22 protein-coding genes and 7 tRNA genes are annotated in these 24,452 nt (G+C 54.5%); 2 read left to right on the top strand and 27 right to left on the bottom strand.

Annotated features, from left to right (window positions below; all coding sequences use genetic code 11):
* Positions 1–28 precede the first annotated feature (28 nt).
* The 6 genes from rlmH to leuS all read right to left on the bottom strand — a co-directional run bounded on the left by rlmH (position 29) and on the right by leuS (position 5,941).
* Positions 29–496 carry a 23S rRNA (pseudouridine(1915)-N(3))-methyltransferase RlmH gene (rlmH, locus tag O1723_RS15420; protein WP_003858701.1) on the bottom strand — a complete coding sequence of 156 codons (468 nt, stop codon included), beginning with the start codon at positions 494–496 and terminating at the stop codon, positions 29–31.
* 3 nt (positions 497–499) lie between these two features.
* Positions 500–817, bottom strand: coding sequence for a ribosome silencing factor (rsfS, locus tag O1723_RS15415; RefSeq protein ID WP_003858696.1), 318 nt, complete (start codon positions 815–817; stop codon positions 500–502).
* 268 nt (positions 818–1,085) lie between these two features.
* Positions 1,086–1,751, bottom strand: coding sequence for a nicotinate-nucleotide adenylyltransferase (nadD, locus tag O1723_RS15410; protein WP_032645220.1), 666 nt, complete (start codon positions 1,749–1,751; stop codon positions 1,086–1,088).
* Positions 1,744–2,775: a DNA polymerase III subunit delta gene (gene holA / locus O1723_RS15405; protein WP_023336916.1), complete on the bottom strand. Its 1,032-nt coding sequence runs from the start codon at positions 2,773–2,775 to the stop codon at positions 1,744–1,746. Before holA ends, nadD begins: the two co-directional genes overlap by 8 nt.
* Positions 2,775–3,344, bottom strand: a complete 570-nt coding sequence (gene lptE / locus O1723_RS15400; RefSeq protein WP_014882997.1) for an LPS assembly lipoprotein LptE — start codon at positions 3,342–3,344, stop codon at positions 2,775–2,777. The genes holA and lptE overlap by 1 nt, the downstream gene beginning before the upstream one ends.
* Positions 3,345–3,358: 14 nt before the next feature.
* The gene (gene leuS / locus O1723_RS15395) at positions 3,359–5,941 is read right to left on the bottom strand and encodes a leucine--tRNA ligase (RefSeq protein WP_023336917.1); all 2,583 of its coding nucleotides are present in this window, start codon (positions 5,939–5,941) and stop codon (positions 3,359–3,361) included.
* A gap of 214 nt (positions 5,942–6,155) precedes the next feature.
* Between leuS and O1723_RS15390 the strand changes: the two genes are divergently transcribed.
* Positions 6,156–6,638, top strand: a complete 483-nt coding sequence (locus O1723_RS15390; protein ID WP_014882999.1) for a zinc ribbon-containing protein — start codon at positions 6,156–6,158, stop codon at positions 6,636–6,638.
* Positions 6,639–6,717: 79 nt separating this feature from the next.
* Here the strand turns inward: O1723_RS15390 and rihA are convergent, their stop codons facing one another.
* The 10 genes from rihA to miaB form a co-directional block, all read right to left on the bottom strand.
* A complete protein-coding gene (rihA, locus tag O1723_RS15385; RefSeq protein ID WP_038421218.1) occupies positions 6,718–7,659 on the bottom strand; it encodes a pyrimidine-specific ribonucleoside hydrolase RihA in 942 nt (313 codons plus the stop codon).
* A gap of 120 nt (positions 7,660–7,779) precedes the next feature.
* Complete coding sequence (locus O1723_RS15380; RefSeq protein WP_014883001.1) at positions 7,780–8,505, bottom strand: amino acid ABC transporter ATP-binding protein; 726 nt, start codon at positions 8,503–8,505, stop codon at positions 7,780–7,782.
* A complete protein-coding gene (gltK, locus tag O1723_RS15375) occupies positions 8,505–9,179 on the bottom strand; it encodes a glutamate/aspartate ABC transporter permease GltK (protein ID WP_014883002.1) in 675 nt (224 codons plus the stop codon). Before gltK ends, O1723_RS15380 begins: the two co-directional genes overlap by 1 nt.
* The gene (gene gltJ, locus O1723_RS15370) at positions 9,179–9,919 is read right to left on the bottom strand and encodes a glutamate/aspartate ABC transporter permease GltJ (RefSeq protein ID WP_014883003.1); all 741 of its coding nucleotides are present in this window, start codon (positions 9,917–9,919) and stop codon (positions 9,179–9,181) included. Before gltJ ends, gltK begins: the two co-directional genes overlap by 1 nt.
* A gap of 155 nt (positions 9,920–10,074) precedes the next feature.
* Complete coding sequence (locus O1723_RS15365; RefSeq protein ID WP_014883004.1) at positions 10,075–10,980, bottom strand: amino acid ABC transporter substrate-binding protein; 906 nt, start codon at positions 10,978–10,980, stop codon at positions 10,075–10,077.
* A gap of 400 nt (positions 10,981–11,380) precedes the next feature.
* A complete protein-coding gene (gene lnt / locus O1723_RS15360; RefSeq protein WP_014883005.1) occupies positions 11,381–12,919 on the bottom strand; it encodes an apolipoprotein N-acyltransferase in 1,539 nt (512 codons plus the stop codon).
* Between the two features lie 5 nt (positions 12,920–12,924).
* Positions 12,925–13,803, bottom strand: a complete 879-nt coding sequence (gene corC, locus O1723_RS15355) for a CNNM family magnesium/cobalt transport protein CorC (protein ID WP_014883006.1) — start codon at positions 13,801–13,803, stop codon at positions 12,925–12,927.
* 89 nt (positions 13,804–13,892) lie between these two features.
* Entirely contained in the window at positions 13,893–14,360 is a 468-nt protein-coding gene (gene ybeY, locus O1723_RS15350) for an rRNA maturation RNase YbeY (RefSeq protein ID WP_008501052.1), read from the bottom strand.
* The gene (locus O1723_RS15345) at positions 14,357–15,403 is read right to left on the bottom strand and encodes a PhoH family protein (RefSeq protein WP_014883007.1); all 1,047 of its coding nucleotides are present in this window, start codon (positions 15,401–15,403) and stop codon (positions 14,357–14,359) included. Before O1723_RS15345 ends, ybeY begins: the two co-directional genes overlap by 4 nt.
* A 163-nt stretch (positions 15,404–15,566) precedes the next feature.
* A complete protein-coding gene (gene miaB / locus O1723_RS15340; RefSeq protein ID WP_014883008.1) occupies positions 15,567–16,991 on the bottom strand; it encodes a tRNA (N6-isopentenyl adenosine(37)-C2)-methylthiotransferase MiaB in 1,425 nt (474 codons plus the stop codon).
* A gap of 135 nt (positions 16,992–17,126) precedes the next feature.
* On the opposite strand from miaB, the gene ubiF reads away from it, so the two are divergent.
* On the top strand, positions 17,127–18,302 hold the full coding sequence (gene ubiF, locus O1723_RS15335; protein ID WP_014883009.1) for a 3-demethoxyubiquinol 3-hydroxylase: 1,176 nt from the start codon (positions 17,127–17,129) through the stop codon (positions 18,300–18,302).
* 116 nt (positions 18,303–18,418) lie between these two features.
* On the opposite strand, the gene O1723_RS15330 is transcribed toward ubiF, so the two are convergent.
* The 11 genes from O1723_RS15330 to nagA form a co-directional block, all read right to left on the bottom strand.
* Positions 18,419–18,493, bottom strand: a tRNA-Gln gene (locus tag O1723_RS15330).
* Between the two features lie 36 nt (positions 18,494–18,529).
* Positions 18,530–18,604, bottom strand: a tRNA-Gln gene (locus tag O1723_RS15325).
* A gap of 40 nt (positions 18,605–18,644) precedes the next feature.
* Positions 18,645–18,721: transfer RNA gene (locus tag O1723_RS15320), tRNA-Met, on the bottom strand.
* Positions 18,722–18,738: 17 nt separating this feature from the next.
* A tRNA-Gln gene (locus tag O1723_RS15315) sits at positions 18,739–18,813 on the bottom strand.
* 32 nt (positions 18,814–18,845) lie between these two features.
* Positions 18,846–18,920, bottom strand: a tRNA-Gln gene (locus O1723_RS15310).
* Positions 18,921–18,943: 23 nt separating this feature from the next.
* A tRNA-Leu gene (locus O1723_RS15305) sits at positions 18,944–19,028 on the bottom strand.
* An 8-nt stretch (positions 19,029–19,036) separates the two neighbouring features.
* Positions 19,037–19,113 (bottom strand) — tRNA-Met (locus tag O1723_RS15300).
* A gap of 224 nt (positions 19,114–19,337) precedes the next feature.
* On the bottom strand, positions 19,338–21,002 hold the full coding sequence (gene asnB / locus O1723_RS15295) for an asparagine synthase B (protein ID WP_014883010.1): 1,665 nt from the start codon (positions 21,000–21,002) through the stop codon (positions 19,338–19,340).
* 248 nt (positions 21,003–21,250) lie between these two features.
* Positions 21,251–22,003: a ribonucleotide monophosphatase NagD gene (nagD, locus tag O1723_RS15290; protein WP_008501057.1), complete on the bottom strand. Its 753-nt coding sequence runs from the start codon at positions 22,001–22,003 to the stop codon at positions 21,251–21,253.
* 45 nt (positions 22,004–22,048) lie between these two features.
* Complete coding sequence (gene nagC, locus O1723_RS15285; protein ID WP_248190742.1) at positions 22,049–23,269, bottom strand: DNA-binding transcriptional regulator NagC; 1,221 nt, start codon at positions 23,267–23,269, stop codon at positions 22,049–22,051.
* An 8-nt stretch (positions 23,270–23,277) separates the two neighbouring features.
* The gene (nagA, locus tag O1723_RS15280) at positions 23,278–24,426 is read right to left on the bottom strand and encodes an N-acetylglucosamine-6-phosphate deacetylase (protein ID WP_014883012.1); all 1,149 of its coding nucleotides are present in this window, start codon (positions 24,424–24,426) and stop codon (positions 23,278–23,280) included.
* Between the last annotated feature and the right edge of the window lie 26 nt (positions 24,427–24,452).

Below are 24,452 nucleotides of genomic sequence, written 5' to 3'. Positions count from 1 at the left end.
CCGCTGCTTAATCTACCCTGGTCAGTCATTACTCGCGGTGATAGGGGTGGTTGGTAGTAATGCTCCACGCGCGATACAGACTTTCTGCCACCAGGACCCGAACGAGCGGGTGGGGCAGCGTCAGCGCGGAGAGAGACCAACTTTGTTCTGCTGCCGCTTTGCAGGCAGGGGACAACCCTTCAGGTCCGCCAATCAGCAGACTAACGTCACGGCCATCCTGCTTCCAGCGCTCCAGTTCGTGCGCCAGCTGCGGCGTATCCCAGGGTTTACCCGGAATATCGAGGGTGACGATGCGGTTCTTGCCAGCGGCAGCCAGCATCAGTTCGCCCTCTTTATCGAGAATACGTTTGATATCCGCGTTCTTACCGCGCTTCCCGGCAGGGATCTCCACCAGTTCGAACGGCATGTCTTTTGGAAAACGACGCAGATATTCAGTAAAACCGGTTTGTACCCAGTCCGGCATTTTGGTGCCGACGGCGACCAGCTGCAACTTCACGCATTAACCCCAGAGTTTTTCCAGCTCATACAGGCGACGGCTCTCTTCCTGCATGACATGGACAATCACATCGCCGAGGTCAACCACCACCCAGTCAGCGGTCGCTTCACCTTCAACGCCAAGCGGTAACAGTCCTGCTGCACGCGATTCCTGAACCACATGGTCGGCAATCGAAACAACATGACGCGTAGACGTCCCGGTGCAGATAATCATGCAGTCGGTGATACTGGATTTACCCTTAACGTCGATAGCGATGATGTCCTGACCTTTCAGGTCATCAATTTTGTCGATAACAAAATCCTGGAGTGCTTTACCCTGCAAGTTTTCCCCCTGGGTGAATAAGATGGTGCAACTATGAATTTGTAGCCAGACAGTATACCTGAACTGGCGCCCTTGTCGGGACAAATGTCACCGGCCGGGATTTTGAAGGCGGGTATCATCCCACCCTCCGCCAGAGATTGCATCGCCATTTTTGTAAAACAATTTCTGTAAAGCAATGACTGGCGGGAAAGTCTGGCAGCGGAGGATAACAGTATGGCTTTACCTGTCAAGGCAGGAGAATCAATAAGCCGCTTTTTATGACGCCTGACTAAACATCTGCGCTTTTCTGATACAACCCGTGCGTATGAATATACGCCAGCACCGGGGCAGGCAGCAGATCGTCACACGTTAAACCGTGTTGTAAACGCTCACGAATAAGGGTGGCGGAGATATCGAACCACGGGGTTTCCGCCAGATAAATCTTCCCGGCGGGCTGGTTGTGAAGATCCTCTACGTTATCGGTAAGATGGTCTTCAAGCCATTGCTGATACTGCTCTTCACGCATGGTCAGCGGATAGCCTGGGCGGCGGCAAACGAGCAGGTGGCTGTTCTCCAGAATGGTTTCATACTTGTGCCACCCAGGAAAGTTGAGCAGAGAATCCTGACCAATGATAAACGCCAGCGGCTGGTCAGGCCCTTGCTCGGCTCGCCACTCCTGCAGCGTTTGCGACGTCCACGAGGGGGTGTCGCGACGCAATTCCCGCTCATCAAGCCTGAAAAGCGGTTTATCCGCAATGGCAAGCGTTAGCATCTCTTTTCGCTGCTCGCTGGTTGCCTCAGGCTGAGGGCGGTGCGGCGGAACGTTATTGGGCATAATGGTGACGCGCTGCAGGCCGATCAAATTCGCCAGAATTTCCACCGGCTTAAGATGCCCGTAGTGTACCGGGTCAAAGGTGCCGCCATACAGGGCCTGTAAAGAGTGCATACTATCCATCAATAAATACGTCAGCCAGCGCCTTGTGGCAGAGCAGCAGGGAAAGGCTTTCCAGCTCCGCCCAGACCGACTGGCCGTAATCTTGTTTTAAGGTGAGCTCAGCGCGCATCAGAAGCTGGGCAGCCTGACGAAGCTGTTCATGGCTCAGGCGGTTGACGGCCTCGGTGGTCATTGCGCGGCGATTTTGCCATACCCGGTGTTTATCAAACAGCGCGCGCAGCGACGTATGGGCAGACTGTCGCTTGAGCGTAATCAGCAGCAACAGTTCACGCTGCAGCGTACGCAGCAGAATAACGGGCTCGCTGCCTTCCAGGCGCAGCTGCTGAAGGATATGCAGGGCGCGTTTACTTTTCGCGGCCAGCAATGCATCCACCCAGTGGAACGGCGTGAAGTGCGCGGCGTCATTAACGGCCTGCTCGACGCGGGGGAGTGTCAGTTTGCCATCCGGCCAGAGCAGGGAGAGTCTGTCCAGCGCCTGTGCCAGCGCCAGGAGGTTACCCTCATAGCAGTAGCAGAGCAGTTGATTTGCCGCATCATCCAGCTGAAGGTTGTTCTGCTTTGCTCTTGCGGCCACCCATTTTGGCAGATGCGCCTGCTCAGGTGTCTGACAGGTAACCAGCACCGCGTGGGTCGCCAGTTGAGTGAACCACGCGGCATTTTCCTGCGCTTTGGTGAGCTTATTGCCGCGGACAATTAACAGCAGATCGCTGTGTAACAGGCTCACCAGAGTGGCAAGCTGCTCATTGATGGCCGCGTTAGGGCCGTTTTCTGGCAGCAGGATCTGAATTGTCTGACGCGACGCGAAAAGGCTCATCGCCTGACAGAGTGAGAAGAGGGCGTCCCAGTCGGTATTGTTATCCACCTGGACGGTATGGTGTTCATCAAAGCCCTGAGCACCTGCAGTATGTCGCACGGCATCCAGGCTTTCCTGCAGCAGTAAGGGATCGTTTCCAAGCAGCAGATACGCCGCGCGCAGCCCTTCATTGAGCTGCGCGCGGAGTTGTTCAGGATACAGCCTGATCATCAGTTACCCATAGAGGTAGAAACCGGGGGCGTACTGGCATCCGGTTTTTCAATAATGTCAGAGCCTTCTTTTGTCGACGCGGCAATACCTGGCAGTTTACGGATCAGCTGTTCCGCTGCCTTGTCGTACATTTCGTTGATGATAATCTGCTGTTCGGCATCTTTCGCCAGCGCCGTTTGCGGGTTATCAAAGAACGAACGGTACACTTTTGTGCTGATCGGATAGATGTCTTTACCCGGGATCAGCACGGCTGCGTTAACAGTCATTACCATCTGATACTCTGCGGTACGGCCATCCTGGAAGATAGACGCTGTATCTTTGCTCAGGGTCGTCCCCAGAACGCGGAGAGACGGTACATCCTGGCGCAGCGTGTCTTTCTCAATGAGTTCAACACCGTTCAGGCGCAGCTGGTTACGAACTGCCCGGCTGAATGGGCCATTCGGATCTGATGAGTCGAAAATCATCGTTTTCATCTCAGCAGGCACTGCCGTGGTATTGCGCAGGTGCCAGCCACAGCCAGCGGTGACAAGCACCGCCAGTGATAAGAGTATTGTTGCCAGTTGTCGCACGTTTCCTCCCGCGCTTAGCCAACGACCAGATTGAGCAGTTTACCGGGTACGTAGATCACTTTACGTACGGTAACGCCCTCAAGATATTTCGCGACCAGAGGTTCCTGGCCTGCACGCTCGCGAACCTGTTCTTCGGTTGCGTCGACCGCCACGGTAATTTTACCGCGCACTTTGCCGTTGACCTGGACTACCACCAGCGTGGTGTTTTCCACCATTGCTGCTTCGTCCGCAACCGGCCACGGCGCGTTGTCGATATCGCCTTCGCCTTTCAGTTCCTGCCACAGAGTAAAGCTGACGTGTGGCGTGAACGGGTTCAGCATGCGAACGACGGCCAGCAGCGCTTCACGCATTAAGGCACGATCCTGCTCGCCATCCTGCGGGGCTTTCGCCAGCTTGTTCATCAGTTCCATAATAGCCGCAATTGCGGTATTGAAGGTCTGACGACGACCAATATCATCGGTGACTTTTGCAATTGTTTTATGAACATCACGACGCAGCGCCTGCTGATCTTCCGTCAGGGCAGCAGCGTTCAGCGCCGGAGCATCACCCTGTGCGGTATGTTCGTAAACCAGTTTCCAGACGCGTTTCAGGAAGCGGTTCGCGCCTTCAACACCGGATTCCTGCCACTCCAGCGTCATGTCAGCCGGAGAGGCAAACATCATGAACAGACGCACGGTATCTGCACCGTAACGCTCAACCATCACCTGCGGGTCGATACCGTTGTTTTTCGACTTGGACATCTTGCTCATGCCGGTATAAACCAGCTCATGACCTTCAGCGTCTGTCGCCTTCACGATACGGCCTTTCTCGTCGCGCTCTACGATCGCGTCCACCGGAGACACCCAGTTACGCTCGCCGTTCGCGCCAACGTAGTAGAAGGCATCAGCCAGCACCATGCCCTGACACAGCAGCTGTTTGGCTGGTTCGTCAGAATTCACCATGCCAGCATCGCGCATCAGCTTGTGGAAGAAGCGGAAGTAGAGCAGGTGCATGATGGCGTGTTCGATGCCACCGATGTAGATGTCTACCGGCAGCCAGTAGTTGGCCGCGTCAGAATCCAGCATGCCTTCCTGATACTGCGGACAGGTGTAGCGTGCGTAATACCAGGAAGACTCCATAAAGGTGTCAAAGGTGTCGGTTTCACGCAGCGCAGGCTGGCCGTTAACGGTGGTTTTCGCCCACTCAGGATCGGCTTTGATCGGGCTGGTGATGCCGTCCATGACCACATCTTCCGGCAGGATCACCGGCAGTTGATCTTCTGGCGTCGGCATCACGGTGCCGTCTTCAATGGTCACCATTGGAATTGGCGCGCCCCAGTAACGCTGACGGGAAACGCCCCAGTCGCGCAGACGGAAGTTGACTTTACGCTCACCTACGCCCAGCGAGGCCAGCTTGTCAGCGATGGCATTGAAGCCCTCTTCGAAGCTCAGTCCGCTAAATTCGCCGGAGTTGAACAGGGTGCCTTTTTCGGTCAATGCCTGCTCAGACAGGTCGGGTTCAGAACCGTCTGCGGCCAGGATCACCGGCTTAATAGTCAGGCCATATTTGGTGGCAAACTCGTAGTCGCGCTGATCGTGTCCCGGAACGGCCATCACCGCACCGGTGCCGTATTCCATCAGTACAAAGTTCGCCGCCCAGACAGGAATAGCTTCACCCGTCAGCGGGTGAATCGCTTTAAAGCCGGTATCAACGCCTTTTTTCTCCATCGTCGCCATGTCGGCTTCAGCCACTTTGGTGTTGCGGCATTCGTCGATGAAAGTTGCCAGTTCCGGATTGTTCTCTGCCGCTTTCTGCGCCAGCGGGTGACCAGCGGCCACGGCCAGATAGGTCGCCCCCATAAAGGTGTCCGGACGGGTGGTGTAGACGGTCAGCGTTTGGTCGTAGCTCTCAACGTTGAAGGTAATTTCCACACCTTCAGAACGGCCGATCCAGTTGCGCTGCATGGTCTTAACGGTGTCAGGCCAGTGATCCAGTTTATCCAGATCGTTCAGCAGTTCGTCAGCGTAAGCGGTGATTTTGATAAACCACTGCGGGATCTCTTTACGCTCAACTTTGGTGTCACAGCGCCAGCAGCAGCCGTCGATAACCTGCTCGTTCGCCAGAACGGTCTGGTCATTTGGGCACCAGTTAACCGCAGACGTCTTCTTGTACACCAGGCCTTTTTTGTACAGCTCAGTGAAGAATTTCTGCTCCCAGCGGTAATATTCCGGGGTGCAGGTCGCCAGCTCGCGGCTCCAGTCATAGCCGAAGCCCAGCATTTTGAGCTGGTTTTTCATGTACGCGATGTTGTCGTACGTCCATGGTGCCGGTGCCGTATTGTTTTTTACTGCTGCGCCTTCTGCCGGCAGGCCGAACGCATCCCAGCCGATAGGCTGCAGCACGTTTTTGCCCAGCATACGCTGGTAACGGGCGATCACATCACCAATGGTGTAGTTACGCACGTGGCCCATGTGTAGTCGACCAGAAGGATAGGGAAGCATCGACAGGCAGTAATACTTCTCTTTGCTCTCGTCTTCGGTTACTTCAAAGGTGCGCTTCTCGTCCCAGTGTTGCTGGACTTTTGATTCTATCTCTTCCGGGCGGTATTGCTCTTGCATGGCAGCCAGTGGTCCTGTTTTTAATACAGCTACAAATGTAGCCAATGGATGTGGTAATTCAGATCCGCTTAGCATAGCCCAAACGTCCGCGTCAAAACAGCCTTTCGCACAAAAGCACTTTGCAGGAATTTACCGGGTCTGTGCTTCACCTGACAAAGCGGCGGTGAAATAAGGTCTATTATTAGAGTTAGTTACTTACCCGGGAGGCAAAATGATGAACAAGGTTGCTCAATTTTACCGCGAGCTGGTGGCGACACTGACGGAGCGGCTGCGTAACGGCGAGCGTGATATTGATGCGCTGGTCGAACAGGCGCGTGCCCGCGTGACGCAAACGGGTGAGTTAACGCGAACCGAAGTGGAAGAGGTGACGCGTGCGGTACGTCGTGACCTGGAAGAGTTTGCGCGCAGCTATCAGGAGAGCCAGGAAGAGGTCTCGGACAGCGTGTTTATGCGGGTGATCAAAGAGAGCCTGTGGCAGGAGCTGGCGGATATCACCGATAAAACGCAGCTTGAGTGGCGCGAGGTGTTTCAGGATTTGAACCATCACGGTGTGTACCACAGCGGCGAAGTGGTAGGGTTGGGAAATCTGGTGTGTGAGAAATGTCATCACCACATCGCGGTGTATACGCCGGAGGTGCTGCCCTTGTGCCCGAAATGCGGTCACGACCAGTTCCAGCGCCGGCCGTTTGAGCCCTAGGTAAAAGCAAAACGGCAACCCTGTTGCCGTTTTTAGTGTTTGCTCCCTCTCCCCGTGGGAGAGGGTTGGGGTGAGGGCATCAGGCCGCACTATAGTAAGCCAGTCTCTCCGCCAGCAAATCTACAAACGCTTCCCGGTCGATATCCACCATCACCGCAGTATTCGGCTCGTTCCCCGTCAGCGAGTAGTAATCCACCACCGTCATTCCCTGGGTATATTTCCCCTGCGTTTCCACACCAACCCAGCGGTCAACCGTGGTAAACATCTCAGGTTTCAACAGCCAGGCAATCGTGCACGGGTCATGCAGCGGTGCGCCATGGAAGCCCCATTTCTCGGCTTTGTGGTACTCCATAAAGAAGTCGAGCAGTTCTGCCATAGTCGTTGCCACCGGATTACCCACAGAGCGGAAGCGTTCAATATCGTCTGCCATAATTTGGGCCCGATGCGTCACATCCAGCCCCGCCATCACAATCGGCAGACCGGACTGGAAAACGATCTCTGCGGCTTCAGGGTCAACATAGATATTGAACTCCGCGGCTGGCGTCCAGTTTCCGAGCCCCATTGCGCCGCCCATGATGACGATCCGGGCGATTTTACCGTGCAGTTCTGGATGGCTGTTAAGCAGCAATGCCACGTTCGTCTGCGGACCTGTAGCCACCAGCGTCACGGGCTCTGCACTTTCGCGCAGCACCTTCGCCATCAACTCAACGGCGGTGCAGCCTTGTGGCGCGAAGCCCGGTTCCGGCAGTTCAGGGCCGTCCAGTCCACTTTCGCCATGAACGTTATCCGCAATGATCAGCTCGCGCATCAGCGGTTTCACGGCCCCGCCAGCGACAGGAATATCGGTGCGTTTGAGCAGGGTCAGCATGCGCAGCACGTTGCGCAAGGTTTTATCCGGCGTCTGATTTCCGGCGGATGAGGTAACCGCTTTTACGTCCAGTTCAGGGGAGGCAAGAGCGAGGACGAGAGCAATGGCGTCATCATGACCCGGATCGCAATCGAGAATAATAGGCTGTGCCATAGCGTTCTCCATACGTAGCGTTATTTTGTGACAAGGTTAACGCTGCAATGTGACGCCGACGAGAACAAGAGCGCGAAAGCGTGAGGCAGTGCGCAATCCGCAGATTGCGCACTGAGAAGATTAATGCAGGATTTTGGCGAGGAAATCTTTTGCACGTTCGGATTTCGGGTTCGCGAAGAACTCTTCTTTCGGCGAGTCTTCCACGATCTTCCCTTCGTCCATAAAGATGACGCGGTTGGCCACTTTACGGGCGAAGCCCATTTCGTGCGTCACCACCATCATGGTCATCCCTTCGTGCGCCAGCTCGACCATAACGTCGAGCACTTCGTTAATCATCTCTGGATCGAGCGCCGACGTCGGCTCATCAAACAGCATTGCCACCGGATCCATACACAGCGCGCGGGCGATCGCGACACGCTGCTGCTGACCACCCGAAAGCTGCGCCGGGAACTTATCGGCATGTGCAGAAAGCCCAACGCGCTCCAGAAGCTTAAGGCCTTTCTCACGCGATGCTTTTTTATCGCGCTTAAGCACTTTCACCTGCGCCAGCGTCAGGTTCTCGATGATGGAGAGGTGAGGGAACAGCTCAAAGTGCTGGAACACCATACCAACGTGAGAGCGAAGCTGGGCAAGGTTGGTTTTTTTGTCGTTCACTTTGGTGCCGTTAACAACAATTTCGCCCTGCTGCACAGGTTCCAGACCATTAACGGTTTTGATCAGCGTGGACTTACCGGAACCGGACGGGCCGCACACCACCACCACGTCGCCTTTTTTCACTTCCGTGGAGCAGTCGGTCAGCACCTGAAAGTGCCCATACCATTTAGAAACATTTTTCAGGGAAATCATTATACCGTCCTTTTCTTCAGCCAACTGACCAACAGCGACGCGCTTAAACTAATCACAAAATAGACCGCGCCCGCGAAGAGCACCATCTCGACCTGCGTACCATCACGTTCACCGATGGTTGACGCGGTACGGAAGAAGTCTGCCAGACTCAGGACATACACCAGCGAGGTATCCTGGAACAGCACAATGCCCTGGGTCAGCAGGAGCGGAACCATGGCGCGAAACGCCTGCGGCAGAATAATCAGCTGCATGGACTGCCAGTGCGTCATCCCCAGCGCCAGCGCGGCGCTGGATTGCCCGCGGGAGATGCTCTGAATGCCCGCGCGGATAATCTCTGAGTAGTAAGCGGCCTCAAACATTGAGAACGCCACCATCGCCGAGATCAGGCGGATATCGGTTTTTGGTGACAGCCCCAGGACGTTTTGCAGAAAGCCGGGAACAATCAGGTAAAACCACAGCAGCACCATCACCAGCGGGATGGAGCGGAAAACGTTAACGTAGGCGGTCGCAAACCAGGCGAGCGGCTTAAAGCTCGACAGGCGCATCACCGCCAGCAGGGTGCCCCAGACGATACCAATGATGATGGCAATAACGGTGATTTTTAAGGTAATCACCAGGCCATCCAGCAGGTAAGGCATGGAAGGAACGATAGAACTCCAGTCAAATTCGTACATTATTTGCCCCCCAGATTGCCCGGCAGGCGTACTTTGCGTTCAACCAGGTTCATCACCAGCATGATGAAAGCGTTAATCAGAACATACGCGAGCGTGATCGCGGTGAAGGATTCCCACGCGTGAGCGGAGTAATCCAGCAGCTTGCCCGCCTGGGCCGCCATATCGACCAGGCCGATAGTGGAGGCGATGGCCGAGTTTTTCACCAGGTTCATCATCTCCGAGGTCATCGGTGGCACGATAACGCGGTAGGCATTAGGCAGCAGCACGTAGCGGTAGGTTTGCGGCAGGGTCAGGCCCATCGCCAGACCCGCATTTTTTTGTCCGCGGGGTAATGACTGAATGGCGGCACGCACCTGCTCACAAACGCGCGCAGCGGTAAACAGCCCCAGACACATCATGGAGGAGACAAAGAACTGCACATTTGGATCCAGCTCCGACTTGAACCACATGCCAATATTTTCCGGCAGCAGTTCCGGGATAACCAGATACCAGGTAAAGAATTGCACGATGAGCGGAACGTTACGGAACAGTTCCACATAGAGCGTGCCCAGTGTTGAAAGAAAACGGTTAGGGACGGTGCGCAGAATACCGAACAGCGAACCGACAAGAAACGCGATAATCCACGCTGTTATCGATAGTGCCACGGTGACCTGGAAGCCGCTCCACAGCCAGCCAAGATAGGTGGTGTTGCCGAACGGGGCTTGTTGCAGGAATATGCCCCAGTTCCAGTCTATTGACATAATAAACTCCAGAAAAAAAAGGGTAGCAGCGCTACCCTCGAAGATTGGTGAGAAGCTCATTTTTCGCGCTGAGTGGGGAACGACCACTCAACGTATAGTCTGTCCATGCTTCCCGACAATCGAGAGGGCAGGAGATCCCGCCCCTGTTGTTCTAATTAGTTAAGAGCCTTGTCATTTGGAGATTTGAACAGCGCTTTCATGTCATCAGACAGTTCAAAGTTCATGTTGAGATTTTTTGGTGGAATCGGGTTCTTGAACCATTTGTCGAACCATTTTTCCGCTTCGCCGGAAGTCTGTACCTGGGCGATAGTGTCATCGATCAGCTTCTTGAACTGCGGATCGTCTTTACGCAGCATGCAGCCGTAAGCTTCTTTTGACTGCGCGGTGCCGACGATATCCCAGTTGTCTGGTTTCTTCGCTTTCGCACGCTCACCCGCCAGCAGGGCGTCATCCATCATAAACGCGACGGCACGGCCACTTTCCAGGGTACGGAAGGAGTCGCCATGGTCTTTCGCGCTGATGATGCGCATATCCATTTTCTTCTCGTCGTTCAGCTTGTGCAGCAGCACTTCTGAGGTGGTACCGGACGTTACGACGACCGCTTTGCCTTTCAGGTCAGCAAAATCTTTGATATCACCGCCTTTCTTCGTCAGCAGACGGGTGCCCACGACAAAGATGGTGTCAGAGAAAGCGGCCTGTTTCTGGCGCTCGAGGTTGTTGGTGGTAGAGCCACACTCAAAATCAAAGGTGCCGTTTTGCAGCAGTGGAATACGGTTCTGTGAAGTGATGGGGATCAGCTTCACCTGCAGGTCAGGTTTGTTCAGCTTTTTCTTCACAGCTTCAACGATGGCGTTGGAGTAATCCTGTGAATAGCCCACGACTTTTTGCGTGTTGTCGTAGTAAGAGAACGGGACAGAAGATTCACGGTGGCCGACCACGATCACGCCGTTTTTGGCAATCTTGTCGAGAGTACTGCCTGCTGCCGGAGCATCTTCAGCGTGAACCACGCCGGCAGACATTCCCATAACCAGCATTGCTGTGGCCAGTTTACGTAATTGCATACCCAACTCCTTTCTTATCAGCGCCAGTGACGCATTGATACCCATTGTGATGTTGTTATATCTCGCGCGAAGCGAGTGCAGTGTTATGCAAGCTTGTTAACATTTAGTCTGGCTTAATGTAAAGATTTTGCTGCGTTATTGTTTATTTTTGCGAAGCGCGCCGCACCATTCAGAGGCAAATATCTCCCGTTGCACCGTTTCGGTGCTACCGGTGATCTACGCTGGTGCGACAAGGTTGCACGTTAAGCCAAACTGCGTTTGCGTGAATATACAAAGCAACAGGCGTGCCAGATTTGGCACTGGAAGGAATTTGTCGGGTGGCGGCTACGCCTTACCCGAGCTACGGAGTCAAAATGTAGGCCGGGTAAGCGTTAGCGCCACCCGGCAACAGAAGGTAAGATTAGCGACGACGCTGACGCAGGCTCATCAGCACGGCACCGAAACCGAACAGCGCGGTCAGGATCCACAGCGGCCAGTTGCCGGTGCGGGCATACGGCGTCAGGCCGGTGGTTGGTGTGACTTTTGTGGTCAACACCTCACGGGTGAACTGCGGGATCATGGCCTGGATTTCACCCTGTGGACCAATCACGGCGGTGATGCCGTTGTTGGTGCTGCGCAGCAATGGGCGCGCCAGCTCCAGAGAACGCATACGCGCCATCTGGAAATGCTGCCACGGGCCGATAGATTTACCGAACCACGCATCGTTGGAGATGGTCAGCAGGTAGTCGGTATCCGGGCGGAAGTTATCGCGAACCTGCTCGCCGAGAATGATTTCGTAGCAGATGGCCGCCGTCAGGGCAAGGCCGTGCGCATGCAGCTGGGGCTGTACGTACGGGCCACGGCTGAAGGAGGACATCGGCAGATCAAAGAACGGCGCCAGCGGGCGCAGAATCGACTCCAGCGGAACAAATTCACCAAACGGCACCAGGTGGTTCTTGTTGTACCGATCCGTGGAGTTGTAGCTGTATTCGCTGTCTTTGCCGAGCGTAATGATGGTGTTGTAGGTGTCATAACGGTTCTGCTGATTCAGACGCGCATCGACAATCCCGGTAATCAGCGTGCTGCCGCGAGCCAGCAGCAAGTCGTTCATCATGTTCAGGAACGGCTGCTGATTGATCTCCAGATCGGGAATGGCGGATTCCGGCCAGATGATCAGCTGCGATTTACCCATCACCTCTTCGGTGGCGTTGGCGTAGATCTTCAGCGTGTTCAGCAGCTCTTTTTCATCCCACTTCATAGATTGCGGGATATTTCCCTGCACCATAGAAACCTGCATGGTGCGCTCAGGCTCAGGCGTGAACCACTGGATATACCGCAGCGGGAAGGGCAGGGCAAACAGCACCAGCGCCACGGCCAGCGGTTTCCAGCAACGCGTGACCAGCGCCAGGATCAGCAGGCCGCTGACCACCATTAGCAGGAAGTTGATTGCCTCAACGCCCATGACCGGGGCCAGGCCTTTCAGCGGGCCATCAATCTGGCTGTAGCCGAACTGCAGCCACGGGAAGCCGGTCAACACCCAACCGCGCAGGAATTCGGTGATCTGCCAGACCACCGGCGCGGCAATGGCGACGCGCAGCCAGGTGGTTTTAGGCCACAGGCGGGAAAGGATCCCTGCGAACAGACCAGTATACAGTGAGAGATATGCCGCGAGCAGGACGACCAGGAAGACGTTAACCGGGCCCGGCATACCGCCAAACTGGGCGATGCTGACGTAGACCCAGTTAATGCCGGAGCCAAAGAGCCCCAGTCCCCAGAAGTAACCAATGGCGGCAGCCTGTACCGGACGCCGGTTCAGGGTCAGACCCTGAAGCCCCATCAGGGAGAGAATAGCCGCAGGCCAGATATCGTAAGGAGAAAAAGCCAGCGTACCGCTGGCTCCGAGTAACAGCGCCAGCAGCAAACGGACGCGCTGGCGTTCAAGTAATGGGGCAAATGCCATTTACATTAATCTTCCAGTTTTGGCACCGGTGAGTCGTCCGGCGTTCTGACATGAACCTGTATAATACGGCGGCTGTCGGCCATTGCCACTTTGAACTGGTAACCGTCGATGTCAACGGTTTCACCGCGCGCCGGAAGGTGGCCAAAGGCCTGCATCACCAGCCCGCCAATGGTATCGACCTCTTCATCACTGAAGTGAGTGCCGAAAGCGTCGTTGAAGTCCTCAATCGAGGCCAGCGCGCGCACGGTCCAGGTGTGGCGGCTGAGCTGACGGAAGTCGATATCTTCCTCTTCGTCATACTCATCTTCGATTTCACCCACGATCAGCTCAAGAATATCCTCGATCGTGACCAGTCCGGAAACGCCGCCAAATTCATCAATAACAATCGCCATGTGGTAACGCTGAGAGCGAAACTCTTTCAGCATCCGGTCCACACGTTTACTTTCCGGCACAACCACGGCCTGGCGTAACACTTTTTCCATGCTGAAGGCTTCGGCATCACTGCGCATAAACGGCAGCAGATCTTTCGCCATCAAAATCCCTTCGATGTGATCTTTATCTTCGCTGATGACCGGGAAACGCGAGTGGGCGGATTCGATGATCACATCGAGGCACTCGTCCAGGGTCTGGTTACGTTTCAGGGTGATCATCTGCGAGCGGGGGATCATGATATCGCGAACACGCTGGTCAGCAATGTCCATCACCCCTTCGAGCATTTCGCGCGTATCTTCGTCGATAAGGTCGTTTTGCCCGGAATCACGAATCAGCTCCAGCAGTTCATCACGGTTCTTGGGTTCGCCGTGGAAAAGCTGGTTCAGAATGAGGGAGAAAAATCCCTTTTTAGTGTTTGTCGTGTCGCTACTGTGTGAATTGTCGTCGCTCATGGCGTTTGTTAAGGGTTCTCTTGTTAGTTCAACATTTACCGCCACGCGAATTCCCTGCGCGGCGGCATAGTCGTCAGTAAGTTAACTGACTATTCTTTCTCGGCAATGTACGGATCCTCATAGCCCAGAGCAAGCATTATCTCTGTCTCGAGGGACTCCATCTCTTCCGCTTCGTCATCTTCAATATGATCGTAGCCAAGCAGATGCAGGCTGCCATGCACCACCATATGCGCCCAGTGGGCTTCCAGCGGCTTTTGCTGCTCTTTGGCTTCCTGTTCAACCACCTGACGGCAGATGATCAGATCCCCCAGCAGCGGCATCTCGATACCCGGCGGGGCTTCGAACGGGAAAGAGAGCACGTTGGTTGGCTTATCTTTCCCACGGTAAGTCAGGTTAAGCTCATGGCTTTCTGCCTCATCCACCAGGCGAATCGTCACTTCTGATTCTTCCTGAAACTGGGGGATAACGGCATCCAGCCATTTCTGAAACTGTGCCTCATCTGGCATACCGGAATTGTCTTCACAGGCCAGCTGTAAATCGAGGATCACCTGACTCATTTCTGTTCTTGCTCCTGCGCGTCGCGCTTACGTTCTGCGGCCAGTTCGGCCCTGCGTTTTTGATCCGCCTCTTCCCAGGCTTCATAGGCGTTAACGATGCGCGCAACTACCGGATGGCGTACCACGTCTTCACTGTGGAAGAAGTTAAAGCTGATTTCATCGACTTCGGCCAGCACTTCAATGGCGTGGCGCAGGCCGGATTTGGTGCTGCGCGGCAGGTCGATCTGGGTAACGTCACCGGTAATGACCGCTTTCGAGTTAAAGCCAATACGCGTCAGGAACATCTTCATCTGTTCGATGGTGGTGTTCTGGCTTTCATCAAGAATGATGAACGCGTCGTTTAACGTGCGACCACGCATGTAGGCGAGTGGGGCCACTTCAATCACGTTACGCTCAATCAGCTTTTCGACCTTCTCAAAGCCGAGCATCTCAAACAGCGCATCGTATAAAGGACGCAGATACGGGTCGACCTTCTGACTCAGATCGCCCGGCAGGAAGCCCAGTTTTTCACCCGCTTCCACCGCCGGACGGGTCAGCAGGATACGGCGGATTTCCTGACGTTCCAGCGCATCCACCGCCGCGGCAACGGCCAGATAGGTTTTACCCGTACCCGCCGGCCCCACGCCGAAGGTGATGTCGTGGTCGAGAATATTGGCGATGTACTGCGCCTGGTTTGGCGTACGCGGCTTAATGACGCCACGCTTGGTCTTGATGTTGATGGCCTTACCGTAGTCCGGCACACTTTCCGCGCTCTGCTCAAGCACGCGCGCCTCTTTAATGGCGAGGTGAATTTGTTCCGGTTCGATATCCTGAATTTCGCCGCGCATCGGGGCGGTATCGACATACAAGCTGCGCAGGATATCTGCAGCCGCATTGACGCAGATAGGGCGTCCGGTAAGTTTGAAGTGATTATCGCGACGATTGATTTCGATACCCAGACGTCGCTCCAGTTGTTTGATGTTGTCATCAAACGGTCCGCACAGGCTCAGCAGGCGAGCGTTGTCTGCGGGCGTTAGGCTGATTTCACGCGTATCTATGTTCAAACTGTTCCTCTTTGATTGGTTAGCTGACCCGCTGCCACCCGGCGTAATAAAACGGTCATTACCGAAATTATTCACGCCATAGAATAAAGGCGCAAGCATTGCAGATGATATTGGGGACGATGAGAGGAAATACAAGGCCTGCCGAAGCGGCAGGCCCGAAGGATTAAGGCTGGTAAATCCCCACGCCAGAATCGTTTTCTTTGCGGGTACGCGAAATGACGGATTCCGGTGACTCGGCAATACGCAGGCCCATTTCGTCTTCAGTGCGGACCACTTTCGCACGCAGTGAGTTGGTGAGCACTTCGACAATCTCAACGTCCACAAATTTACCGATCATGTCCGGGGTGCCTTCAAAATTCACCACGCGGTTGTTTTCTGTACGACCGGAGAGTTCCATAATGCTCTTGCGTGAGGTGCCTTCTACCAGTATGCGCTGGACGGTGCCGAGCATACGGCGGCTCCAGGCGTTGGCCTGCTGGTTGATGCGCTCCTGCAGAATATACAGACGCTGCTTTTTCTCTTCTTCCGGCACATCGTCAACCATATCGGCCGCAGGGGTTCCAGGACGCGCGGAGAAGATGAAGCTGTAGCTGACGTCAAAATTCACTTCACCAATGAGCTTCATGGTGCGCTCGAAGTCATCCGCGGTTTCACCAGGGAACCCGACAATAAAGTCGGAGCTTATCTGGATATCCGGACGCGCTTCACGCAGCTTACGGATGGTGGATTTGTACTCCAGAACCGTATGCGGACGGCCCATCAGGTTCAGAACGCGGTCAGAGCCGCACTGAATCGGCAGATGCAGGAAGCTCACCAGCTCTGGCGTATCGCGATAGACATCAATGATGTCATCGGTGAATTCCATCGGATGGCTGGTGGTAAAGCGAATACGGTCGATACCGTCAATCGCGGCCACCAGGCGCAGCAGTTCAGCAAAGGTGCCGGTGGTGCCGTCGTAGTTTTCCCCACGCCAGGCGTTAACGTTCTGGCCCAGCAGGTTCACTTCGCGAACGCCCTGCGCGGCAAGCTGCGCGATTTCAAACAGAATATCGTCTGCCGGGCGGCTGACTTCTTCGCCACGGGTGTAAGGCACCACACAGTAAGTGCAGTATTTGTTGCAGCCTTCCATGATGGAAACGAAAGCGGTCGGGCCATCTGCGCGCGGTTCTGGCAGACGGTCAAATTTCTCGATCTCCGGGAAGCTGACGTCAACGACCGGGCTACGATTACCGCGAACCTGGTTGATCATCTCCGGCAGGCGGTGCAGTGTCTGCGGGCCAAAGACGATATCCACATAGGGGGCTCTCTGGCGGATCAGCTTACCTTCCTGTGATGCGACGCAACCGCCCACGCCGATGATCAGGTCCGGATTTTTTCGTTTGAGAAGTTTCCAGCGGCCTAACACGTGGAAGACTTTTTCCTGCGCTTTTTCACGAATTGAACAGGTGTTCAGCAGCAACACGTCGGCTTCTTTCGGATTTTCAGTCAGCTGGTATCCGTGGGTGGTGTCCAGCAGATCGGCCATCTTGGATGAATCGTATTCGTTCATCTGACAGCCCCAGGTTTTTATATGGAGTTTTTTAGTCATCGACTTGCTCAGCTCAGGATTGCAAGCCGCGTATTGTAATGCTTTGGTGGGGTTGTGACCAGTATGAAGGTTATGTGTCTCAGGACCGCAAAAATCCGGTAAACTTAAGGGATTCTCCAATAAGGAAAAATGACCATGACACTCCAACACACCGAAGTTGCCGTTGTCGGCGGCGGTATGGTCGGCGGCGCACTGGCGCTGGGGCTGGCGCAGCAGGGATTTGAGGTAACGGTAATTGAACAGGCTGCACCGCCGGCATTCGATCCCGCCAGCAAGCCGGATGTGCGCATTTCTGCTATCAGCGCGGCGTCGGTCGATCTGCTGCGCGGTCTGGGCGTCTGGGAAACGGTGCAGGCGATGCGTGCGCATCCCTACAGCCGTCTTGAAACCTGGGAGTGGGAAAATGCCCACGTTGCGTTTGATGCTGCGGAGCTGAAGCTGCCGCGCCTGGGCTACATGGTGGAAAACAATGTGCTCCAGCTGGCGCTCTGGCAGGCCCTGGAGGCGCACCCGAAGGTGACGCTGCGTATTCCTGCGTCACTTAAGGCACTTCATACTCACGAAAACGGCTATTTGCTGACGCTCGACAGCGGTGATGAGCTGGCTGTGAAGCTGGTCGTCGGGGCGGATGGTGCCAATTCTCAGGTCAGACAGATGGCAGGTATTGGGGTACATGCCTGGCAGTATGAGCAGTCTTGTATGCTGATTACCGTCCAGTGTGAGAATTCGCCGGGTGAGAGCACCTGGCAGCACTTTACGCCGAATGGCCCGCATGCCTTTTTACCGCTATTTGATCATTGGGCGTCACTGGTGTGGTACGACAAACCGGCGCGCATTCGCCAGCTACAAGGGCTTTCAATGGAACAACTGCAGCGCGAGATCCTGCAGCACTTCCCGAGCCGTCTGGGGCATATCACACCAGTCGCCGCTGGCGCATTCCCGCTCACGCGACGTCACGCTTTGCAGTATGCCCGTGACGGGCTGGCGCTGGTGGGGGATGCGGCACACACCATACACCCGCTGGCCGGGCAGGGGGTAAATCTTGGGTATCGTGACGTTGACGCGTTACTGGACGTTTTAAGTCATGCGCGCGGGCATGCGGAAGCGTGGTCCAGCCATCAGGTACTGAAGCGTTACCAGACGCGACGTATGGCGGATAATTTTATTATGCAGTCTGGAATGGATCTGTTCTATGCCGGGTTCAGCAATGACTTAGCGCCAGTACGTATTCTGCGTAACATTGGCCTCATGGCGGCGGAACGTGCCGGTGGGTTGAAACGTCAGGCCCTGAAATACGCTCTCGGACTTTAATCGCTGCTTCGACTATTCCCTCGCCCCTTTGGGGAGAGGGGTAGGGTGAGGGGGCATCAGGCCGCACAGACAACAAAAACAAAAAAGCCCGCAGAGCGGGCTTATTTGTTTTTAAGTGGCTGGGGTGCAGGGATTCGAACCCCGGAATGCTGGTATCAGAAACCAGAGCCTTACCGCTTGGCGACACCCCAATTGCGTTAAACAAACTGCTTAACGACTTTTTAAATTGGCTGGGGTACGAGGATTCGAACCTCGGAATGCCGGAATCAGAATCCGGTGCCTTACCGCTTGGCGATACCCCAACAATTTGTCTTGATTACCGAAAAATCGACAATCTTAATTTGGTGGCTACGACGGGATTCGAACCTGTGACCCCATCATTATGAGTGATGTGCTCTAACCAACTGAGCTACGTAGCCAGTACTGCAATCTTCGATGGCTGGGGTACCTGGATTCGAACCAGGGAATGCCGGTATCAAAAACCGGTGCCTTACCGCTTGGCGATACCCCAATACCGCGGAGAACCGCAAAATCGAAGAAATATGGCTGGGGTACCTGGATTCGAACCAGGGAATGCCGGTATCAAAAACCGGTGCCTTACCGCTTGGCGATACCCCATCCGTGCAACGCTTACCTGGGAATGGTGCGGGAGGCGAGACTTGAACTCGCACACCTTGCGGCGCCAGAACCTAAATCTGGTGCGTCTACCAATTTCGCCACTCCCGCAAAAAAGATGGTGGCTACGACGGGATTCGAACCTGTGACCCCATCATTATGAGTGATGTGCTCTAACCAACTGAGCTACGTAGCCATCTTTTTTCGCGTTACCTTATCGGCGTTGCGGGGCGCATTATGCGTATAGACCCTTGCAGCGTCAACACCTTTTTCAACGAAAATAGCCGGAATGTGACTGTTTGGTTAGGTTGCGAACAGCGTGACCGAATATTCGGCAATTATTGGTTATTAATCGTTTTTCGAGAGTGAAATGCAAGGCAAAAAAAAGGCCCCAGAGGGGCCTGATTAGAATCGTCGCGATTATTTGTAGGCAGACTGGTGAACGCCTACCGCACGGCCAGATGGATCGTTCATCGCTTTGAAAGATTCATCCCATTCAATCGCTTTGGCAGACGAGCAGGCGACGGATGGGCCACCTGGAACACACTCTGCCGCACTCGGCACCGGGAACAGCTCTTCAAAGATTTCACGGTACAGATACGCTTCTTTCGAGCCCGGCGTGTTGTACGGGAAGCGGAAGCTTGCCGTTTCCAGTTGCTGGTCGGAAATCTGTTTTGCTGCCACCTCTTTCAGGGTGTCGATCCAGCTGTAACCTACACCATCAGAGAACTGCTCTTTCTGACGCCACGCCACGCTCGCGGGCAGGTATGATTCAAAACATTCGCGCAGGATATGTTTTTCCATTTTACCGTTGCCGCACATTTTGTCCTGCGGGTTGATACGCATCGCCACGTCGAGGAATTTCTTATCCAGGAACGGGACACGCGCTTCTACTCCCCATGCCGACATTGCTTTGTTGGCACGTGCACAGTCAAACATATGCAGTGCCTGCAATTTACGCACGGTCTCTTCATGCAGCTCTTTGGCGTTTGGCGCTTTATGGAAGTACAGGTAGCCGCCAAACACTTCGTCAGAACCTTCACCGGACAGCACCATCTTGATGCCCATCGCTTTAATCTTACGTGACATCAGGTACATCGGCGTTGAGGCACGAATGGTAGTAACATCATAAGTTTCAATGTGATAGATCACATCGCGGATTGCATCCAGGCCTTCCTGCACGGTGAAGTGAATTTCATGGTGCACGGTGCCCAGATGGTTTGCCACTTCCTGCGCAGCTTTCAGGTCAGGTGCCCCTTCAAGACCCACGGCAAAGGAGTGCAGCTGCGGCCACCAGGCTTCGGAGCGCTCCTGATCTTCCACGCGGCGAGCGGCGAATTTCTTGGTGATCGCGGAGATCACGGAGGAGTCCAGACCGCCGGAGAGCAGCACGCCATAAGGTACATCCGACATCAGGTGGCTTTTCACGGAATCTTCCAGCGCCTGACGCAGCTCGGCTTTATCCGTCACGTTGTCTTTAACCGCGTCATAATCGAACCAGTCGCGCTGGTAGTACGGACGGATCTCACCGTCTTTACTCCACAGATAGCTGCCTGCCGGGAACTCTTTAATGGTGCGGCAGACCGGTACCAGAGCTTTCATTTCAGAGGCAACATAGAAGTTGCCGTGTTCATCGTGGCCCATGTACAGCGGGATAATACCGATATGGTCGCGGCCAATCAGATACGCGTCTTTTTCGCTATCGTACAGGGCGAAGGCAAACATACCCTGCAGGTCGTCCAGGAATTCCGGACCTTTCTCCTGATAGAGCGCCAGAATCACTTCACAGTCAGACCCGGTCTGGAAGGCGTAGCGATCGCCGTACTCGGCGCGCAGTGCCTGATGGTTATAGATTTCACCGTTAACAGCCAGCGCGTGCGTTTTTTTCTCGTTATACAGCGGCTGTGCACCGGCGTTGACGTCTACGATAGACAGACGTTCGTGAGCCAGAATCGCTTTATCACTGGCGTAAACGCCTGACCAGTCCGGGCCGCGATGGCGCATCAGGCGGGACAGTTCGAGTGCTTTTTTACGCAGTTCGCCCGCGTCAGTTTTAATATCCAGTACGCCAAAAATTGAACACATAACCTTCTCCGTTAACCCTGTTGCTTTGTAATGTTGCTTGCTTATGAAAATGCCGCAAAGGGCGAAGGGGCGCAAGAGATTTACGGGCGAAAACGGAAATAGTGCAATGGTGATTGCGGAATAGTGAAAAAAGAGTACGCCATGAACACTTTTATTGATGATTATGCAATAAAGTGCGCTTTTTGTTAGATATGGTTTTATTTGTAAGGGCTAAAAATGAAAAACCACGCCCTGAGCGTGGTTTGGTATCAGATAATGTCAATTTCATCGACGGAGGGGTAAATCCAGCTTGGTCGGAACGGCATCGAATCAATGTCATCAAGCTGCGAGACGCCGGACAGCACCAGAATGGTTTCCAGACCCGCCTGGAAGCCGGCCAGAATATCCGTACGCAGGTTATCGCCGACAATAACCGTTTCTTCTGAGTGGGCCTGCATTTTATTGAGCGCGGCGCGGATGATCCACGGGCTTGGTTTGCCGACATAGAATGGCTTGCGCCCGGAGATTTTTTCAATACCGGCACACAGCGCGCCACAGGCCGGATAAAAACCTCGACCGTGGGTATCCGGGTTTGTGGCAATGAAGCGCGCGCCGTTGGCAACGAAGAACGAGGCTTTATGCATCATCTCCCAGTTATAGGAGCGCGTTTCACCCACAATCACGAAGTCCGGATTGACATCGGTAATCGTAAAGCCCGCTTTATACAGCTCGTGGATCAGCGCGCCTTCGCCGACCACGTACGCTTTTTTGCCTTCCTGACGTTTCAGAAAATCCGCCGTTGCCATCGCCGAGGTATAAAACACACTGTCCGGGACGTCGACGCCCGCCGTCGCAAAGCGGTTTGCCAGATCCTGACCGGTCTGAGAAGGGTAGTTCGTGAGAAGAACCAGAGGCATTCCTTTGTCGATGATGCGGTGAAGAAACTCCGCAGCACCTGGTACGGCAACGTTGTCGTGCATCAGCACGCCGTCGATATCACAAATTACATTCTTAATGGTCATGGACGTTCCGACATCAAAAAAAGAAGGCGTTACTATAAGGTCCGATCAACTTTCCAGCAAATGCTGCAGCAGAATACCGTTGAGCATGGCGCGTTTCACCAGCGCAAAAGCGCCAATTGCCGAGCGATGGTCAAGTTTTGAACGAACCACAGGGAGATTCTGGCGGAATGCTTTCAGCGCCTGGGTGTTAATACAGCCTTCAATCGCGGGGAGCAGCACCTTTTCTGCTTCAACAATTTCTCCGGCTATCACCACTTTCTGTGGGTTAAACAGGTTAATGGCGATGGCGATAGTTTTCCCCAGATGGCGCCCAACCTGCTCGATCACCTCACAGGCCAGTGCATCGCCTTTATTGGCGGCTTTGCAGATGGTGCCTATCTTGCAATCAGCCAGCGTGACGCGACTCTGGTAACCTTGTTCAAGCAGATGGCGAACGCGCTGCTCAATGGCCGTGTTGGCGGCAATGGTTTCAAGGCAGCCGAAGTTACCGCAGTGGCAGCGTTCGCCCAGCGGCTCGACCTGAATGTGGCCGATCTCGCCGACGTTACCGTTGCGACCAATAAAAATCCGACCGTTAGAAATAATACCTGCGCCTGTCCCGCGGTGGACACGCACCAGAATAGAGTCTTCGCAGTCCTGACTCGCACCAAAGTAGTGCTCTGCCAGTGCCAGAGAACGAATATCGTGGCCGACAAAACAGGTCACTTTGAAGCGTTTTTCCAGCGCATCGACCAGCGCCCAGTTTTCCACCTGAATGTGCGGCATGTAGCGAATCACGCCGCTTTCCGGGTCGACCAGTCCGGGTAAAATCACTGAAATTGCAATGAGCTCGCGGATCTTACGCTGACAGCTCTTAATAAAGTGCGCGATGGTATTCAGCAGCGCGTGCTCCAGCGTCTCCTGGGTGCGCTCGGGAAGGGGATAGTGCTCTTCCGCAATTGCTTTGCTGCTCAGATCGTAGAGCGTGAGCGTGGTGTCATGACGGCCGAGCCGAACGCCAATCGCCTGAAAATTGCGGGTTTCGGTAATAATGGAGATAGCGCGGCGGCCCCCGGTAGAGGCCTGCTGATCGACTTCTTTGATCAAACCGCGCTCAATAAGCTGGCGGGTAATTTTTGTCACGCTGGCGGGAGCAAGCTGGCTTTGTTCGGCTATCTGAATTCGAGAGATTGGCCCGTGTTGGTCAATCAGGCGATATACCGCCGCACTGTTAAGTTGTTTAACGAGATCGACATTACCGATTTGAGCTTGTCCGCCTGGTGTCATACTTTTACTTACTCAGTGACGACCTCGTTACCATTAACGATGGTCTTAATAATTTTATAATCGTGTGTGAATGCCGTCAGGTTTGCAACCATACCCGGTGCAATTCCGCCAAGCTGTTTATCCACGCCGATTGCGCGAGCCGGATAAAGGGTAGCCATACGCAGGACTTCATCAAGCGCAATCCCACAGTGCTCAACCAGGTTACGCACCCCTTCAATCATGGTTAAAGAGGAACCGCTCAGCGTACCGTTTTCATCCACACACAGTCCATTGCGGTAGTATATTGTTTTACCGGCAAAAATGAACTGCTCAATATTTGCACCTGCTGGTGCAGTGGCATCGGTAACCAGGCAAAGCTTGTCACCTTTCAGGCGCTTGGCATTACGAATGTTGGTGTAATCCACGTGCATACCATCAGCAATAATGCCGCAGTAGACGTCTGGCTCGTCCAGAATCGCCCCGACCAGACCCGGTTCGCGACCGGTGATATAAGGCATGGCGTTGTAAAGGTGCGTGGCGAAGGTAATGCCCGCGCGGAAGCCCGCTTTGGCTTCTTTCAGCGTGGCGTTTGAGTGTCCTGCTGAAACCACAATCCCGGCGGCAGCCAGTTTGCTGATCACGTCAGTGCCGGTCATCTCTGGTGCCAGCGTCACTTTAGCGATCACATCGGCGTTCGCACACATGTAGTCGACCAGTTCAGCGTCAGGCTTGCGCACGTAATCCGGGTTATGGGTGCCTTTTTTCACGATATTCAGCCATGGCCCTTCCAGGTGCAGACCGAGCGCCTGATTAGGGTGTTTGGCGAGGTATTCGCGCATCACGCGGATACCCTGTTTCATCAGGTCATCACTGCTGGTGATGAGCGTTGGCAGATAGCTGGTGCAGCCCGATTTCTCGTTGGCTTTCTGCATGATTTCCAGCGTTTCAACCGTCACCGCGTCGGCAGTGTCATTGAATTGCACACCGCCGCAGCCGTTCAGCTGTACGTCGATGAAACCGGGGGAGATTACTGCTCCATTGAGTGAGCGCTGTTCAATCCCTGGCGGCAGTTCTGCCTGCGGACAAACACGTTCAATCAGGCCATTGGCGATAACAATCGCATGGTCATCCAGAATTTCGTGGCCGGTATAAATCCGACCGTGGGTTAAAGCGTACATAACGACCCCCGGTTAAAAAAAGCGGC

The sequence above is a fragment of the Enterobacter cloacae complex sp. HYC080_NIDB genome, from assembly GCF_056673325.1.
The sequence above is the reverse complement of the archived record's forward strand: the minus strand, read 5'-3'. Positions and strand labels throughout refer to the sequence as shown.

Excerpts from the sequence above, each read along its gene's own strand:
- asnB (WP_014883010.1), bottom strand. The coding sequence starts at position 21,002 with ATGTGTTCAATTTTTGGCGTACTGGATATTAAAACTGACGCGGGCGAA.
- corC (WP_014883006.1), bottom strand. The coding sequence starts at position 13,803 with ATGAGCGACGACAATTCACACAGTAGCGACACGACAAACACTAAAAAG.
- miaB (WP_014883008.1), bottom strand. The coding sequence starts at position 16,991 with ATGACTAAAAAACTCCATATAAAAACCTGGGGCTGTCAGATGAACGAA.
- O1723_RS15380 (WP_014883001.1), bottom strand. The coding sequence starts at position 8,505 with ATGATTTCCCTGAAAAATGTTTCTAAATGGTATGGGCACTTTCAGGTG.
- nadD (WP_032645220.1), bottom strand. The coding sequence starts at position 1,751 with ATGGATAGTATGCACTCTTTACAGGCCCTGTATGGCGGCACCTTTGAC.
- ubiF (WP_014883009.1), top strand. The coding sequence starts at position 17,127 with ATGACACTCCAACACACCGAAGTTGCCGTTGTCGGCGGCGGTATGGTC.
- gltK (WP_014883002.1), bottom strand. The coding sequence starts at position 9,179 with ATGTACGAATTTGACTGGAGTTCTATCGTTCCTTCCATGCCTTACCTG.
- nagD (WP_008501057.1), bottom strand. The coding sequence starts at position 22,003 with ATGACCATTAAGAATGTAATTTGTGATATCGACGGCGTGCTGATGCAC.
- rihA (WP_038421218.1), bottom strand. The coding sequence starts at position 7,659 with ATGGCACAGCCTATTATTCTCGATTGCGATCCGGGTCATGATGACGCC.
- leuS (WP_023336917.1), bottom strand. The coding sequence starts at position 5,941 with ATGCAAGAGCAATACCGCCCGGAAGAGATAGAATCAAAAGTCCAGCAA.
- nagC (WP_248190742.1), bottom strand. The coding sequence starts at position 23,269 with ATGACACCAGGCGGACAAGCTCAAATCGGTAATGTCGATCTCGTTAAA.
- ybeY (WP_008501052.1), bottom strand. The coding sequence starts at position 14,360 with ATGAGTCAGGTGATCCTCGATTTACAGCTGGCCTGTGAAGACAATTCC.
- O1723_RS15390 (WP_014882999.1), top strand. The coding sequence starts at position 6,156 with ATGAACAAGGTTGCTCAATTTTACCGCGAGCTGGTGGCGACACTGACG.
- O1723_RS15365 (WP_014883004.1), bottom strand. The coding sequence starts at position 10,980 with ATGCAATTACGTAAACTGGCCACAGCAATGCTGGTTATGGGAATGTCT.
- nagA (WP_014883012.1), bottom strand. The coding sequence starts at position 24,426 with ATGTACGCTTTAACCCACGGTCGGATTTATACCGGCCACGAAATTCTG.
- gltJ (WP_014883003.1), bottom strand. The coding sequence starts at position 9,919 with ATGTCAATAGACTGGAACTGGGGCATATTCCTGCAACAAGCCCCGTTC.
- holA (WP_023336916.1), bottom strand. The coding sequence starts at position 2,775 with ATGATCAGGCTGTATCCTGAACAACTCCGCGCGCAGCTCAATGAAGGG.
- lnt (WP_014883005.1), bottom strand. The coding sequence starts at position 12,919 with ATGGCATTTGCCCCATTACTTGAACGCCAGCGCGTCCGTTTGCTGCTG.